Source organism: Streptomyces sp. NPDC045967, from assembly GCF_056430495.1.
In genome coordinates this window covers 127,609-141,989 of the sequence record NZ_JBWKLE010000016.1, presented here as the reverse complement: position 1 = coordinate 141,989, position 14,381 = coordinate 127,609, and the positions used below count along the sequence as shown (strand labels likewise).

Annotated in this window: 15 protein-coding genes; 7 read left to right on the top strand and 8 right to left on the bottom strand. The window is 72.2% G+C overall.

Translation table 11 applies throughout. The annotated features are described in order from the left end of the window. A partial coding sequence (locus AC07FY_RS25835; protein ID WP_479010379.1) for a HAMP domain-containing protein occupies positions 1–998 on the bottom strand: 998 nt, incomplete at its 3' end. Between the two features lie 324 nt (positions 999–1,322). Then, entirely contained in the window at positions 1,323–1,670 is a 348-nt protein-coding gene (locus tag AC07FY_RS25830; protein WP_479010376.1) for an STAS domain-containing protein, read from the bottom strand. 233 nt (positions 1,671–1,903) lie between these two features. Here AC07FY_RS25830 and AC07FY_RS25825 point away from each other — a divergent pair, with 233 nt between their 5' ends. The 5 genes from AC07FY_RS25825 to AC07FY_RS25805 all read left to right on the top strand — a co-directional run bounded on the left by AC07FY_RS25825 (position 1,904) and on the right by AC07FY_RS25805 (position 5,030). Continuing rightward, positions 1,904–2,800, top strand: a complete 897-nt coding sequence (locus AC07FY_RS25825) for a SigB/SigF/SigG family RNA polymerase sigma factor (RefSeq protein ID WP_479010373.1) — start codon at positions 1,904–1,906, stop codon at positions 2,798–2,800. Between the two features lie 9 nt (positions 2,801–2,809). Then, positions 2,810–3,244, top strand: coding sequence for an STAS domain-containing protein (locus tag AC07FY_RS25820; protein ID WP_479010370.1), 435 nt, complete (start codon positions 2,810–2,812; stop codon positions 3,242–3,244). Next, complete coding sequence (locus AC07FY_RS25815) at positions 3,241–4,188, top strand: anti-sigma factor RsbA family regulatory protein (protein WP_479010367.1); 948 nt, start codon at positions 3,241–3,243, stop codon at positions 4,186–4,188. The genes AC07FY_RS25820 and AC07FY_RS25815 overlap by 4 nt, the downstream gene beginning before the upstream one ends. Before the next feature lie 150 nt (positions 4,189–4,338). Further along, entirely contained in the window at positions 4,339–4,800 is a 462-nt protein-coding gene (locus AC07FY_RS25810) for an ATP-binding protein (protein ID WP_479010364.1), read from the top strand. 107 nt (positions 4,801–4,907) lie between these two features. Beyond that, complete coding sequence (locus AC07FY_RS25805) at positions 4,908–5,030, top strand: hypothetical protein (protein ID WP_479010361.1); 123 nt, start codon at positions 4,908–4,910, stop codon at positions 5,028–5,030. Positions 5,031–5,078: 48 nt separating this feature from the next. Here AC07FY_RS25805 and AC07FY_RS25800 read toward each other — a convergent pair whose 3' ends face one another. The 3 genes from AC07FY_RS25800 to AC07FY_RS25790 are packed head-to-tail and all read right to left on the bottom strand — an operon-like array spanning position 5,079 to position 8,601. Then, positions 5,079–5,432 carry a UBP-type zinc finger domain-containing protein gene (locus AC07FY_RS25800; protein ID WP_479010358.1) on the bottom strand — a complete coding sequence of 118 codons (354 nt, stop codon included), beginning with the start codon at positions 5,430–5,432 and terminating at the stop codon, positions 5,079–5,081. Then, a complete protein-coding gene (locus AC07FY_RS25795) occupies positions 5,429–6,928 on the bottom strand; it encodes an ATP-binding protein (protein ID WP_479010355.1) in 1,500 nt (499 codons plus the stop codon). Before AC07FY_RS25795 ends, AC07FY_RS25800 begins: the two co-directional genes overlap by 4 nt. Then, the gene (locus AC07FY_RS25790; RefSeq protein WP_479010352.1) at positions 6,925–8,601 is read right to left on the bottom strand and encodes an NAD(P)/FAD-dependent oxidoreductase; all 1,677 of its coding nucleotides are present in this window, start codon (positions 8,599–8,601) and stop codon (positions 6,925–6,927) included. The genes AC07FY_RS25795 and AC07FY_RS25790 overlap by 4 nt, the downstream gene beginning before the upstream one ends. Positions 8,602–8,791: 190 nt before the next feature. Between AC07FY_RS25790 and AC07FY_RS25785 the strand changes: the two genes are divergently transcribed. After that, positions 8,792–9,796: a BtrH N-terminal domain-containing protein gene (locus AC07FY_RS25785; protein ID WP_479010349.1), complete on the top strand. Its 1,005-nt coding sequence runs from the start codon at positions 8,792–8,794 to the stop codon at positions 9,794–9,796. A gap of 130 nt (positions 9,797–9,926) precedes the next feature. Continuing rightward, positions 9,927–10,421, top strand: a complete 495-nt coding sequence (locus tag AC07FY_RS25780) for a hypothetical protein (RefSeq protein WP_479010346.1) — start codon at positions 9,927–9,929, stop codon at positions 10,419–10,421. A 29-nt stretch (positions 10,422–10,450) separates the two neighbouring features. Here the strand turns inward: AC07FY_RS25780 and AC07FY_RS25775 are convergent, their stop codons facing one another. The 3 genes from AC07FY_RS25775 to AC07FY_RS25765 are packed head-to-tail and all read right to left on the bottom strand — an operon-like array spanning position 10,451 to position 14,218. After that, positions 10,451–11,332: a geranyl diphosphate 2-C-methyltransferase gene (locus AC07FY_RS25775; RefSeq protein WP_479010344.1), complete on the bottom strand. Its 882-nt coding sequence runs from the start codon at positions 11,330–11,332 to the stop codon at positions 10,451–10,453. A gap of 14 nt (positions 11,333–11,346) precedes the next feature. Further along, entirely contained in the window at positions 11,347–12,756 is a 1,410-nt protein-coding gene (locus AC07FY_RS25770; protein WP_479010341.1) for a family 2 encapsulin nanocompartment cargo protein terpene cyclase, read from the bottom strand. Positions 12,757–12,805: 49 nt separating this feature from the next. Next, positions 12,806–14,218, bottom strand: a complete 1,413-nt coding sequence (locus AC07FY_RS25765; RefSeq protein WP_479010338.1) for a family 2B encapsulin nanocompartment shell protein — start codon at positions 14,216–14,218, stop codon at positions 12,806–12,808. Positions 14,219–14,381: the final 163 nt, after the last annotated feature.

Sequence of the window (14,381 nt, the reverse complement as noted above, 5' to 3'; positions counted from 1 at the left end):
AGCGCGGCGACCTCGCCCTTCGCCTCCACCATGATCTTCTGCGACAGGTCACCGCGGGCCACCGCCGTGGCCACCTGGGCGATCGAGCGCACCTGCCCCGTCAGGTTCGACGCCATCACGTTGACGTTGTCCGTGAGGTCCTTCCACGTGCCCGACACGCCCCGCACGGTGGCCTGACCCCCGAGGTTGCCCTCGGTGCCCACCTCGCGCGCCACGCGCGTGACCTCGTCCGCGAACGCCGACAGCTGGTCGACCATCGTGTTGATGGTCTCCTTCAGCTCCAGGATCTCACCCCGCGCGTCCACCCGGATCTTCTGCGTCAGATCACCCTGCGCCACCGCGGTGGTGACCTCAGCGATCGACCGGACCTGCGCCGTCAGGTTGTCGGCCATGACGTTGACCGATTCCGTCAGGTCCTTCCAGGTCCCGGAGACGCCCTTCACGTCCGCCTGACCGCCGAGCCGGCCCTCGGTACCGACCTCGCGCGCCACGCGCGTCACCTCGCCGGCGAACCCGGAGAGCTGGTCGACCATCGTGTTGATGGTCTCCTTCAGTTCCAGGATCTCGCCCCGGGCGGTGACGGTGATCTTCTGTGAGAGGTCCCCCTTGGCCACGGCGGTCGCGACCTGCGCGATGGAGCGCACCTGCGCCGTCAGGTTTCCGGCCATGAAGTTGACCGAATCCGTGAGATCCAACCAGGCGCCGCCGACCCCCGGAACGACGGCCTGTCCGCCGAGGGTTCCCTCGGTGCCCACCTCGCGGGCCACGCGCGTCACCTCGGAGGTGAACAGCGAGAGCTGGTCGGCCATGCCGTTGAACACGGTGGCGATCTCGCCGAGCAGCCCGTCCGCGCTGTCGGGGAGCCGGGTACGGAAGTCCCCGTCCCGCACGGCTGTCAGGCCGGCCAGCAGAAGGCGCAGCTCCGCTTCGCCGATCCCGCCGTCCCCCGACAGCGTCGTCGAGCCACCCGGTGACTGCGCGCCCGCCCTCTCAGCCATCCGCCAACCTCACTCCGTGTGCGCCGGCCACCCGGCCGACAGGTTCCGCTTTCCGCACGGCCGACCGAAGAAGGCTAACGCCGCGGGAGGGACCCTAAAGCACGCGATCACCTCGCGGCTTCGCTCGCGCACGGTTGCTCGGGTGCATGCGCGAGCACGGGGTAGGCGGGCGGTGACAAACACCACATCGGGCGAGAGGGGTGGGGGCAAGGGCGCACGGGGCGGGGTCCGGGCGGCCGCGTCGCCGGCAGCGACCGACCCGGTGGGAGAACCGTCCTCCACCGCGACCGACCGGTCGTCCGGGCCGCGGCGCGGGGCGACCGGTCAGCGACCGGCGACGGCTTCCTCGACGCTCGGTGCGAGGGACAGGACGGTGTCGGCGCCCGTGAGGGCGAAGAGACGGCGCAGTTGCTCGCCGGGGGCGGCCACGCGCAGCGTGGTGCGCTGGTGCATCCGCAGCAGCAGGTTGAGGAACGACGAGTCGCCGAAGGTGATGGCGCGGGCGTCCAGCACCACCAGCCCGTGCCGGTCCGCCGCCGAGACCAATGCCTGCTCCAGCGGGGCGAGGGTGTCCTGGTCGAGTTCCCCCCGCGCGCTCACCACCCACCCGGCGCCGGCGGGGTAGCTCCCACCGACCACGCCATCGTGGTATGCGTCCTGTGCTCCGGTCATGTCCGCCTCCCCGCATCGTCGCCTGTACGGCCTCCGGAAGGGAGTATGCCTGTTCGCGGCCCCGCTGAGGACGCCTGGTGGCGTGCCCGGCACGCCTGTCCCGCAGATCGGTGAAAAGAAATATGGTTGGGGGTGTGTAAGACCGCGAAGTCGGGGCACAAGCGCCCGGGCAGCCATCAGTCAATCGGGAGGGGAACGGCCACATGTCTCGCTCGGCCACCGCCGTCAGCGCCATGCCTGCAACAGACGCGCACATTCCACCCGCGCCGGCCGGCACCGCTGGAGTCCCGGCGCAGGACGTGGATCAGTTCCGGGTGGACAACGCCCGTGAAATGGCGCCCTCCGACGCACGCGAACTTTCGAGGGTCTTCTTCGAGCGGCTCCGCTCCTTGGAAGAGGGCACCCCGGAGTACCAGTACGCCCGCAACACCCTGATCGAGATGAACCTCTCGCTCGTCCAGTTCGCCGCGCGCCGTTTCCGGGCCCGCGCGCTGGGCGGGAGCCTGGACATGGACGACATCATCCAGGTGGGGACCATCGGCCTCATCAAGGCCATCGACCGGTACGACATCGACCGCGAGGTGGAGTTCTCCACCCTGGCCCTGCCGTACATCACGGGCGAGATCAAGCGCTTCTTCCGCGACACTACGTGGGCCGTGCACGTCCCCCGCCGTCTGCAGGAGCTGCGGACGGAGCTGGCCAAGGCGCAGGAGGCCCTGACCGACGTCCTGGGCCGCGCCCCGACGGTCAAGGAGGTCGCCGAGCACCTCGAGCTGACCGAGGAACAGGTCATCGACGGTCTCGTCGCGGCCAACGGCTACACGAGCGGCTCCCTGGACACCACCGGCGCCGACGGCGACGAGCCGTCCGCGACGGGCCGGACCACGCAGCCGCTGGCCGACCGGCTCGGCGACGTCGACCCCGCCATGGAGCTCTTCGAGGAGTTCCACACCCTGGCTCCCCTGCTGGAGCAGCTCGACGAGCGCGACCGGGTGATCCTCAGCATGCGCTTCGGCGAGGAGAAGACGCAGGCGGAGATCGGCGCGGTCCTCGGCATCTCGCAGATGCAGGTCTCGCGCCTGCTGTCGCGCACCCTGACGCGGCTGCGCGCCGGAATGCTCTCGGTGTAGGCAGCCGGCATGCCCTCTCCTGACCGGAACGACGCGTCCGTCCCCCCGCACGACGCCCCCGCGCTCTTCGACAGCGTGCGGTGGGCGGACGCGGTCCTCCGGTGCGCCCCAGCGCGGGCGGATGCGGGGAGGGCGCCGCTGCTGAGCGCGCAGCCGCTGCCGGACCGGCCCGGAGCCCTGCTCAGCGGCAGCTGCGATCTCGACACCCGGCCGATCCTCAGCGCGGCGCTCGGCGTCGTCACCCGGATCCCGGGCCCGGTCGTCCACCTCGACCTCGCCGACGTGGCCTTCCTCGACACGGAGGCGGTCGCCGCCCTGCTGCAGGCCACCTCCACCCTCACCGGACAGGGGCGCCGCCTGCTGCTCCACCACCCGCCGTACTCGCTCCGCAAGATCGTGGCGATGTTCCCGGACGAATGTGCCGCGCTGGAGGTCGCAGCATGATCACCCTTCCTGCGTCCACCAGCCCCGGAGCCTTCGTCCACCCCGCCCTCTTCTACCAGGGCCAGGCGGAGTACCTGGCAGGGGTGGGAGGGTTCGTGCGCACCGCCCTCGACGCCGACGAGCCGGTGCTCGTCGCCGTGCCCGGCGACCAGCTGGACGCCCTGCGCGAGAGCGTCGGTGCGGGTGCGGCCGAGGTCACCTGGACGGACATGACGGGGCTCGGGCGCAACCCCGGCCGCATCCTCTCCGCCCTGCAGGACTTCGCCGACCGGCACGCGGGCCGGCCCGCCCGGATCGTGGGCGAGCCCATCTGGCCCGGCCGCTCGCAGGCCGAGGTGCTGGAGGCCACGCGCCACGAAGCGCTGATCAACACCGCCTTCGCGGGACGCGACGCCACCATCCTGTGCCCGTACGACGTGCAGGGCCTGCCGGCCGCCGTGGTGTCCGACGCGCGGCGCACCCATCCCGTGGTCAGCACGCGGGGCGAGGACCTGCTCAGCCCGCACTACGAGGACGCCGCGGCGGTGTCCGCCGACTGCGATCTCCCCCTGCCGGAGCCGGAAGGGCACGCGCCCCGGCTCGACTACGGCCATGGGGACCTGGGCGAGGTCCGCGAGCACGCCGAGGCCTGGGCACGCGGTACGGCCCTGAGCGCGGCACGCCGGGGCGACCTCGTCCTCGCTCTGAGCGAGGCCGCGGCCAACTCCCTGGCGCACGGCGGAGGGCGGGGATCGCTGCGGCTGTGGAGCACCGGCACCGGCGTCGTGGCCGAGATCCGCGACGGCGGCCACCTCGCCAACCCGCTCGCGGGCCGCCGTCGGCCCTCCCTCGCGTCGGTCAACGGCGGCCGCGGCCTGTGGATGATCCATCAGCTGTGCGACCTCGTCGAGATACGCGCCTCGGACAGCGGTCTCGTTCTCAGACTGCACATGGCGGCTCCTTGAGGCCGGCGCTCCCTTAGACTGTCGGGCACGCTCGATGTCCCGGGTTCCGGGGGGACGGCCGGTGCACGACACCGGCCGTGTGGGGCCGGCGGGAACGGCAACGTTCCCGCGATCACAGACCAGTGCCATCGATGGGGGTGAGAGTTCACAGTGGAAACCATCGGAACGCAGACCGGCGAGTCCCTGCGTACCGGGCCTTCCGTGGCGGGGCAGCGCCGTCGGCTCGCCCTGTCCGGCGTCCGCGGTCACGTGGCGAAGGGCCGCGATTTCACGCGCCAGGCCCTGCGGGACTGGGGGTGGGACGGGGCCGAGACCTCGGAGGACGTCCTGCTCCTGGTGTCAGAGTTGCTGACCAACGCCTCCCTGCACGCGGGCGGCTGCATCGAGCTCGCGCTGACGGCCGGTGAGGTGCTGCGCATCGAGGTGTACGACGGCACGACCACGCTGCCGCGCCCGCACCCGTCCCCGCGGGGGCTTCCCGGCGGGCACGGCCTCTACATCGTGGAACGCCTCTCCGATCGCTGGGGAACCGTCACCCATGACGCGGGCAAGGCCGTCTGGGCCGAGATCGACGCGTCCCGGCTGACCTCGGGCAGGTCCACGGGCATGTGACCGGCCCGGTCCGCCCCGTTCCGCACCGCGAGCGGGCGACCCGGCCGGCCCGCCGGGTCACGCCCCTCGGGGAGCGTGATTGCGGCGGATGGGGGCACGCGCGTGATATGACCTCCATCACACTGACTTCCCTCGCCCTGACGCCGGCGCCCGGCCCCGCCTGGGTCCACCTGGCCGTCATCGCCTTCGCGCTCCTCGTCCTGGTCCACTCACTGGCCCGGCACCGGTAGGGACCGCGTCGCGCGACGGACGGTTCGGGCCGCAGGCCCGCGAGGCGTTCAGCGGCGCAGCTGCCGCGTCCAGTCCTGGGGCACCCGGTCCGCCGGACCCGGCGCCGGCTGGTCCACGGGGTGGCCGCCCGGCGGCGCCAGCTCGGGCCCCGACTCGTACAGCCGGCCGCTTTCGTAGTCCCAGAACCACTCCTCCCCCGGTTCGAAGCTCTGTACGACGGGGTGGCCGGTGGACTCCCAGTGGGCCGTGGCGTGCCCGCCGGGCGAGGAGTCGCAGCAGCCGACGTGCCCGCACTGGGCGCAGCGGCGCAGGTGGAACCACCACCCGCCCGCCGCGTCGCAGTCGAGGCAGCCCGGGCCGGAGGGCGCGGCGCTCGGTTCGATTCCTTTGATGTCGGTCATACCGGCTCCTCCGCGATCTCGGTCTCGGTACGGGCATCGGCGCCGGCATCGGCCGCGCCCCCGGGTTCCGGCGCGGTCAGCGGGAGCAGTACCTGGAAACGGGTGTCTCCGGGTACGGACTCGACCTGCAGGCTCCCGTGGTGCCTGTTGACGACGATCCGCCAGGAGATGTCCAGGCCGAGGCCCGTGCCCTCGCCGACCGGCTTGGTGGTGAAGAACGGGTCGAAGATGCGGCTGCGGACGTCCGCCGGTATGCCGGGCCCGGTGTCCCGGAACTCCACCAGCAGCCGGTCCCCCTCGCGTGCCGTGCGGACCGTGAGCGTGCCTTCGCGGCCGGTGCTCCTGATCGCGAACACGGCGTTGTCGATGAGGTTGGTCCACACCTGGTTGAGCTCCGCCGGATAGGCGGGCACGTCGGGCACGGAGCGGTCGTAGTCCTTGACCACCCGGACCCGTGAGTCGATCTTGCCCGAGAGCATCAGCAGGGTGCTATCGAGGAGCTCGTGGACGTCGACGACCCGGTGCGGGGCCCGGTCGAGCTGCGCGTACTGCTTGGCGGCGTCCACGAGGTGCGAGATACGGGTGGTCGAGTCGTCGATCTCGTCCATCAGCAGCTCGGTCTCGACCGTGTAGTTGAGCCAGCCGATCGCACCCGGGAGGATGTCCTCGGCGACCGTCGCGGCGACCTGCTCCAGCCAGTCCGTGTCGAGTCCGGCCTGGACGAAGGTCGGTGCGACCCGCCAGCCCTCCGCGATCCCGTGGTCGTCGAGCCAGTCGGTGAGCTCGTCCTCCCGGTCGGCTGCCTCCATCGGGCTGAGCACCGGCGCCTTCGCGACGCGTTCGGCGGTGCGCTCCTGGATCTCGATCAGTTCGGCGAGGGTCTCGCGGGAGTAGGGTCCGTGGGCGATGACGGCCAGTTTGTGGCGCATCTTGCCGACGCGTTCCCGCAGCGCCGCGGTGGCCCGGACGGCGGCCGCGGCCGGATTGTTGAGCTCGTGGGTGAGACCGGCGGACAACGACCCGAGCGCGAGGAGGCGTTCGCGCTGCCCGATGGCCCGCTGGGTGTTCCTCGCGCCGAAGAAGAGCCCCTCGAGCAGATGTGCGGCCATCGGGAACCACTCCCGCATGAAGTCCGCGAACGACTGTGCGGGCAGCACGAAGAACCGCGTCGGCTCGGTCACCCGCATCGAGTTGGTGTACGTCTGCGGTACCCGGTCGCCCAGGTAGGCCTGCATGGCCCCCGAGTACACCCCGCGCTGCGAGGTCCGGCTCACCTCGACGTCGTCGCCGCCGACCCGGCGGGACAGCACGACGGTGCCCTCGATCATCACGAAGAAGCAGGTCGCCGGGTCGCCCTCGGTGTAGACCGGGCCGGCCTCGAACCGCTCCACCCGGCCCGCGGCGCACAGCTCACCGAGCTGCTCCGGGGAGAGCTTCTCGAACAGGAACAGCGAGGCGACCTCCCGCGGGTCGCACGACATGGCGTGTCCGCTCATGACTGCTCCAGGTAGCGGTGGACGAGCATCACGGCCATGGCTCCCTCTCCGACGGCGGACGCGACGCGTTTGGCGGACTCGGCACGTGCGTCACCCGCCACGAACACGCCGGGAATGCTGGTCTCCAGGTGGTAGGGCGACCGGTCCAGCTCCCACGCGGCCGGCGGGCGGCCGTCGGGCGTGAGGTCCGGTCCGGCCAGGATGAAGCCGCGCGCGTCGCGCAGCACCGTGCCGTCCAGCCAGTCGGTGCGCGGGGCCGCTCCGATGAAGACGAACATCCACTGCGCGTCGACGAGTTCGGTCGCGCCGCTGTCCACGTTCCGCAGCGTCAGCCGTTCGAGGTGCCCGTCGCCGTGCGCCGACTCCACGACGGTGCGGACCCGCACCGAGATGTTCGGCGCCTCCTCGATCTGCTGGATCAGGTAGTACGACATGGACGCCGCCAGGGACTCCCCGCGCACCAGCAGGGTCACCGACTTCGCCCCCCGCGCCAGGTACATCGCCGCCTGCCCGGCCGAGTTGGCGCCTCCGACGATGTACACGTCCTGCTCCTGGCAGGCGGACGCCTCGGTGAGCGAGGAGCCGTAGTACACGCCGCAGCCGGTGAGGTCCTCGCAGCCGGGCGCCTGGAGCTGCCGGTACGACACCCCGGTCGCCAGGATGACGCTGTGCGCGGTGACCGACGACCCGTCGGAGAAGCGGACGACACGCGCCGCGCCGTTGACCTCCAGCCCCGTGACCTCGCGTGCCGTGAGGATCTCGGCCCCGAACCGGCCGGCCTGGCGGCGGGCGCGGTCGGTGAGCTGCGCGCCAGAAACGCCGTCGGGGAACCCCAGGTAGTTCTCGATGCGGGAGCTCTGGCCGGCCTGCCCACCGGTCGCCGACCGCTCGACCAGCACCGTCCGCAGCCCTTCGGAGGCGCCGTAGACCGCCGCGCCGAGCCCGGCCGGTCCACCGCCGATCACGACGAGGTCGTAGAAGTCGGCGGCCGGAGTCGTCGCGAGGCCGACGTGGGCGGCGAGGTCCGGGGCCTCGGGCTCGACCAGCACGGTGCAGTCCGGTGTGATCACCAGCGGCAGCCGGTGGCCGTCGGCACCGGCCGCTTCCAGCAGCCGCCGCCCCTCGGGCTCGTCGGAGGAGTACCAGCGGTAGGGCACCTGGTTGCGGGCGAGGAACTCCCGCACCGCCGAGGAGCGCGCCGACCAGCGGTGACCGACCACCTTGGTGGCCGGTACCGGCCGGTAGTCGCTGGCGCGCCAGGCGGTGAGCAGGTCGTCGACGACCGGGTAGAGCTTCTCCTCCGGCGGGTCCCACGGCTTGAGCAGGTAGTGGTCGAGGTCGACGACGTTGATCGCGTCGATGGCCGCGTTGGTGTCGGCGTACGCGGTCAGCAGCACGCGCCGCGCGCCGGGGTACACGTGCAGGGCCTGTTCGAGGAACTCGATGCCGTTCATCCGCGGCATGCGGTAGTCCGCCAAGATCACCGCCACCAGGTCGCCCCGCAGCTTCAGCTCGCGCAGCGCGTCCAGCGCGGATTCGCCGGACTCCGCGCGCACGATGCGGTAGCCGGCGCCGTAGCGGCGCCGCAGGTCGCGGGCTACGGCGCGGGAGACCCCCGGGTCGTCGTCCACGGTCAGGATGACGGTCCGCGCTGTGTCGGCGACCTCTGCCATGTGTCTCCCACGAGCGGCGTGCGCCGGCGCCGCGACGAGCCGTACCGCGCCGGTTCCCGCCCATCGTACGTTCGTTCGCCCGCTCCTGCTCCGGGAGGCGATCGGCCGGCGGGCCGCGGGCGGGAGCGCGGGCGGCACGGCAGCGCCCCGGGCCGCGGGGCGCGGCACCCGCGCGGATAGGCTGACCTCCATGACTGTGCTCGTGTACGAAGACTTCGGCACCGGACGCCACCGCGAAGCCTCCCTGATCCGCCACGCGCTCGGCAGCGTCCACGACGAGGAGCTCGTGGCCGGCCTGGCCGGCGGAATCGGCTTCATGTACTTCGTCTTCGAGTACGCGGGCCGACTGCCCATCGCCACCATCGTGGCCCAGGCCCACCCCGAGCCCTGGGTCCAGGTCGCCCTCGGCCGCCTGGGCGTGCCGTACGAGGCCACCCGCGCGATGAATCCCCGCTGGGGCCGGGTCCGGGCGGCACTCGACGGGGGCCGGCCCGCCTTCTGCGTGGTGGACCGCTCCTCCCTGCCCTGGCACACGCCCGATCCGGACGCCGAGATGACCGGCGCCGACCCCTACACCGTCGTCATCGCCGGATACGACGGCGACGACCTGCTGATCGAGGACGGCGCCGAGACCCCGCACCGGATCGACCGGGAGGAGTTCGGCGCTGCCTGGACCGCCCACCGCAAGGGCCGCCACCAGCTGATCGTGCCCACCGGCCCGGCCGAGGAGGAACCGGACGTGGCCGGGGCGATCGCCTCCACCGTCACGCACCTGACCGGGCCGGTGCTCGGGAACGCCTTCGACGTGAACTTCGGCTTCAGCGGGATGGAGAAGTTCGCCGCGCAACTGCGCGACAGCACGACCAGGACGGGCTGGGAGCGCCGGTTCGGCAGCTCGCCGGAGGCACTGCGGGCCGGTACCCGGCGGCTCCACGCCTGCCTGGAGGAGGAGTGGACCGCGCCGGGCGCGACCAGGCCGCTGTACGCCGACTTCCTCGACCTGGTCGGGCGCCCGGAGGCCGCCGGGCTCTTCAGGGAATCCGCCCGGCACTGGTCGGACCTGGCGGCGCTCGCCCGGGACACCGACGCGCAGGCCGGTGCCGAGGAGCGGCGCTCCCTCTTCGACGCGTGCGCCGAGCGGGTGGAGCGCTGCCTGGAGCTGGAGCGCCTCGGAGTCCGGGCTTTGGAGAAGTAGCGCCGGACGGGGCGGGGACCCGGCCCCTCCGGCGCCCGGCCTCCGCAGCGGGTGCACGGTCTCCACGGATGGGGGAAGCTGGGTACAGCCTCAGCATCGGCGGCCAGCGAGTGGCGAGGAGGGTCTTCCCGTGAACGTTTCCGCACCCGGCCGACCCGCACGCGCTTCCCGGTACGGGGTGCGGACGGCGGGCCTGCTGTGCGCCGCGGCGGCCCTGACGGCCGCCGCGGTTCCGGTCTCTGCACACCCCGCCGCGACGGCGACGGCCCGGGGCGCGGCAGCCCCCCTGGATCCGGTCGTGGTCGATTGCTCGTCCGAGGCGCAGACGCGCCCCGAGGAGTACATCCTGGCGTGCGGCGACGGCAACAACCGCCTCGTCGACCTGCACTGGCACACGTGGGGGCCTCGGACCGCCACCGCCACCGGGACCGACATGGTGAACGACTGCAACCCCTACTGCGCGGCCGGACGTTTCCGCGCCTACCCGGTGACGGTGACCCTGAGCCATCCGGAGTCCTGGCCCGAGCACCCGGAGGTGCGGCGCTACACGACGATCCGGCTCGTCTACACCGACACCGCACCGGCACCGGTCGCCCAGGAGGTGACCTACAAGCTGGTGTACTGAGTCACGGGCGGCGACGCGGGGTGCGGCGGTCAGACGCGGTCGGCGGCGATCAGCAGGTACTGGAACGAGCCGTCCCGGTAGGAGTTGATGAACGCCTCCTCGATACCGGTGACCAGCGAGGACGTGGCCCGCAGTTGCCAGTAGGGCAGGGTGTCCGGGGTCAGGTCGATGACGGCCTGCGGCACGAGGCGGTTGTCGGCCATCGCCCGCATGTACTCCCGGCGGGAGTGGATGTTGCACTCGAAGTGCGCGTTGATCTGGGAGACCCACTTCGAGGGCTGGCCGTACCGGGGGTTCCAGCAGCCGGTGATGGTCACGTAGCGCCCGCCGACCCGCAAGACGCGCGCGTGCTCGGCGAACAGGTCGTGCAGGTCGACGTACATGCTGGACTCGTTGTTCCAGGAACCCGCCGCCTGCCCGGTCTCGAGCGGCATGTCGAGCATGTTGCGGACGCGGGACCGGACGGAGTCCTGGATGCCCAGTTCCCGCGCGCGCCGGTTGCCGAACTCGGCCTGCTTGGCCGACAGCGTGAGCCCTTCGACCCGGCAGCCGAAGCGCTGGTGGGCCATGACCATCGATCCCCCGCGCCCGCAGCCGGCGTCCACGAGCGTGTCCTCGCGCCCGATGGTCCCGAGGTGGTCCAGGAGGACCTCGGCCTGCGCCGACTCCAGGCGGTGGAGCTCGGCGATCAGCTTCTTCTCGTACGCGCTGTCGGCGGGGTCGCCGAGGGCCGCGTGGTCGACCTCGCCGATGCCGTAGTGGTGGTGGTACAGCCCGTCGACGTCGCCGAGACGAAGGTTCACCGGCCGGGCCTCGTGGTCCCAGTACCGCGCGATGTCGCCCTGGTAGGGCGTCGCGGGAGCGGGGACGAACGCGGTGGGGGTCGAGGTGCTGGGCTGGGTGTGGGTCACAGGGTGGTCCGTCCTTACCAGAAGTCGGGCAGGCTGTAGCGGTAGGTGTTCGTCTGGTGCCAGTGGTGGTTGCCGTCGAGCCACGCGGCCACGCCCCGCAGGAAGCGGACGACGTCCGGCAGGGGGCAGGCGGCGGCCAGTTCCGCTGACTCGGCCTCGAAGGCGCGCATCAGGTCGTTGTGGACCTCCACGGCCTTCAGGTAGGCGTCGCGGACCGGCATGCCCTCGCGTTCGGCGATCACCACGGGCAGGTTCAAGTGCACGCCCGGGGCGTCGAGTTCCTTGGTGTAGGAGTACAGGTCGTTGACGATGGTGGTCGCGTTCCCGGCGAGCGCGATGACGCGTTGCATGGCGGGTCGGGCGTGCAGGTCCGCCGGAAGTTCGTAGCCGCCGACGGTGTCGGTGATGGTCGGGCAGGGGCGGAAGTTGTTGAACTGGCGCATGGCCAGGTACTCCCACACCTCCGGGACGTGTTCCGCCTGGGACCAGGCGCCCTCGGCGAGGTATCCCAGGTGCAGGCGGGCCATGTCGTGCCGGTAGCGGTCCGCCTGGGAGGCGGAGGCCGCCCGGAGGAAGTACTCCATGGCGGAGCGGTAGGCGCGCCGCGGGGCGTCGGCGTGCAGGGAGGCCGCCCAGTGCGGCTGGTACTCCGCCGTGGTGTGGAGGGGGTCGAGAGCGGTGTGGGCGAGCAGCAGGCGGCTGCCGAGGCCGATGGGCGAGCCGCCGTGGTCCTCGCAGTAGCAGTCGTCCAGGGCGTTCTCGGCGGCCATCAGCCGGGTGGCGACCATCAGGTGGTCGACGGTCGGTGCGTCGGGATGGCAGGCGACCATGTAGCGGCCCAGCGAGAACCCGTCGAACTGGTCCTCCCAGTCCGGGGGGAACAGCTCGACCTCGTTGACCGCCCAGTCCTTGATCCGGCGGCTGACCTCGGCGACCCGCACCGGGTCGGGTTCGGGCACGGGGTGGTGGTAGAGCCCCGGGATGGGCCTGCCGGCCGGTTCCGGTCCGGGCGCCGGCGCCGGTTCCCGGGTCGGGGGCGCTGCCGGGCGCCCGGTCAGGTACAGCCCGGACGTGCCGACCCCGCTGGGGCCGCGCAGGATCCGCGCGAGTGCGGAGCTGGGCGTGCGCACCTCCGGTGCGGGGGGACCGGCCACGGGTGGAACCGCGGGATCCGCGACCGGGCCCGCGGTGGCGGGGGGCGGGACGGGCGGCCGCGGAATGGCCGGGCGCGGGGCGGCCGGGCGTAGGACGGCCGGGCGCGGGGCGGCCGGGCGCGGGGCGGCCGGGCGTAGGACGGCAGGGCGGGGGGCGGCAGGGCGGGGGGCGGCCGGGTCCGCGTTTCCGGGGGGCGGGACGGGCGGCCGGAGGGTGGGCGGGCCGGGCAGCGGGGGCCGGGCGGGCGCGTGGGGCCCGGGGTCGGGCATCCGTGTCTCCTTGTCGGGTGGTGGGGGTGTCCCGGATGCCGCCGGGTGCTCAGGCCTGCCTGCGGGCGATCTCCACGTTCTCCAGGACTCCCAGCGCGTCGGGCACCAGGATCGCGGCGGAGTAGTAGGTGGTGACCAGGTAGGAGATGATCGACCGCTCGTCGATGCCCATGAACCGGACGGACAGCCCCGGCTCGTACTCCTCGGGCAGACCGGTCTGGCGCAGGCCGATGACGCCCTGGTTGTCCTCGCCGGTGCGCATCGCCATGATGGAGCTGGTCTGGTCCTTGTTGATCGGGATCTTGCCGCAGGGCAGGATCGGCACCCCGCGCCAGGCCGGGACCTGCTGTCCGCCGAGGTCGACGTGGTCGGGGTAGAGCCCGCGGGCGTTGAACTCGCGTCCGATCGCGGCGATGGTCCTGGGGTGGGCGAAGAGGAACTTGGTTCCGCGGCGGCGGCAGAGCAGTTCGTCGAGGTCGTCCGGGGTGGGCGGGCCGGAGTGGGTCTGGATGCGCTGCTTGAAGGCCGCGTTGTGCAGGAGCCCGAACTCCCGGTTGTTGACGAGCTCGTACTCCTGGCGCTCGCGCAGTGCCTCGATGGTGAGCCGGAGTTGCTGCTCGGTCTGGTTCATCGGCTCGTTGTAGAGGTCCGCGACCCTGGTGTGGACCCGCAGGACGGTCTGCGCGATGGAGAGTTCGTACTCGCGCGGGTTGAGCTCGTAGTCGACGAACGTGCCCGGCAGTTCGGCTTCGCCGACGTGGCCGGCGGACAGGGCGATCTCGGCCTCGCCGTGCTTGTTCTGCCGTTGCAGGGGCAGGGAGCGGAACCGGTCGATGTGGTCGCGGAGTGCGGGCGCCGTGTCCAGTACGGCGGCGAAGTCGGCGCGGGAGAGGGTCAGCAGGGTGCCGGAGGTCTCGGTGGTGGCCGTGTGGTCCCAGCGCGCGTCGTCGTCCAGCAGGGCCGCTTCGCCGAACTGGTCGCCGTCGGCGAGGACGCCGACGGCGATCTCGTCCCCGTACTTGCCGACGGTGCTCTGGCTGACGCGGCCGTGCGCGATCAGATGGATCTGCTCGGCGGGGGCTCCCCGTTGGGCCAGGACCTCCCCGGCACGGAAGTCGCGCTGGACGCAGCGGCCGGCGAGCGCGGTGAGGACCTCGAGGTCGTCGAAGCCGCGGAGCACGGCGAGTTCGCCCAGTTCGGCGGGGATCACGCGGACGCGGGAGCCGTCCTGGACGAACTCGATGCGGCCGTCGCCGACGGTGTAGGTCAGCCTGCGGTTCACCCGGTAGGTGCCGCCCTTGGTCTCCACCCAGGGGAGCGTCCTCAGCAGCCAGCGGGAGCTGATCTCCTGCATCTGCGGAGCGGACTTGGTCGTGGTGGCGAGGTTGCGGGCGGCCGCCGTGCCAAGGCTGGTCTGCGGGCTCGGGGACAGCTGCGCCTCGGGGCTGGTCTCCACGGTCATCGGGACGGGCTCTCCTTCACAGGGCAAGGAAGGTGACCCGCGCGCGGGCGGTCACCGGTGAGGCAAGAAGGGGGCGAATACCGGCGGGTCCGTCCGGGTTCGGAGCGACACTAACCGTGCGTCACCGGCCCATGGCGACCACGACCGTGACATTCCCTCGATG

Coding starts and splice junctions, on each gene's coding strand:
- AC07FY_RS25820 (WP_479010370.1), top strand. CDS start 2,810: ATGCCCTCTCCTGACCGGAACGACGCGTCCGTCCCCCCGCACGACGCC.
- AC07FY_RS25800 (WP_479010358.1), bottom strand. CDS start 5,432: ATGACCGACATCAAAGGAATCGAACCGAGCGCCGCGCCCTCCGGCCCG.
- AC07FY_RS25765 (WP_479010338.1), bottom strand. CDS start 14,218: ATGACCGTGGAGACCAGCCCCGAGGCGCAGCTGTCCCCGAGCCCGCAG.
- AC07FY_RS25830 (WP_479010376.1), bottom strand. CDS start 1,670: ATGACCGGAGCACAGGACGCATACCACGATGGCGTGGTCGGTGGGAGC.
- AC07FY_RS25805 (WP_479010361.1), top strand. CDS start 4,908: ATGACCTCCATCACACTGACTTCCCTCGCCCTGACGCCGGCGCCCGGC.
- AC07FY_RS25815 (WP_479010367.1), top strand. CDS start 3,241: ATGATCACCCTTCCTGCGTCCACCAGCCCCGGAGCCTTCGTCCACCCC.
- AC07FY_RS25770 (WP_479010341.1), bottom strand. CDS start 12,756: ATGCCCGACCCCGGGCCCCACGCGCCCGCCCGGCCCCCGCTGCCCGGC.
- AC07FY_RS25795 (WP_479010355.1), bottom strand. CDS start 6,928: ATGAGCGGACACGCCATGTCGTGCGACCCGCGGGAGGTCGCCTCGCTG.
- AC07FY_RS25825 (WP_479010373.1), top strand. CDS start 1,904: ATGCCTGCAACAGACGCGCACATTCCACCCGCGCCGGCCGGCACCGCT.
- AC07FY_RS25785 (WP_479010349.1), top strand. CDS start 8,792: ATGACTGTGCTCGTGTACGAAGACTTCGGCACCGGACGCCACCGCGAA.
- AC07FY_RS25790 (WP_479010352.1), bottom strand. CDS start 8,601: ATGGCAGAGGTCGCCGACACAGCGCGGACCGTCATCCTGACCGTGGAC.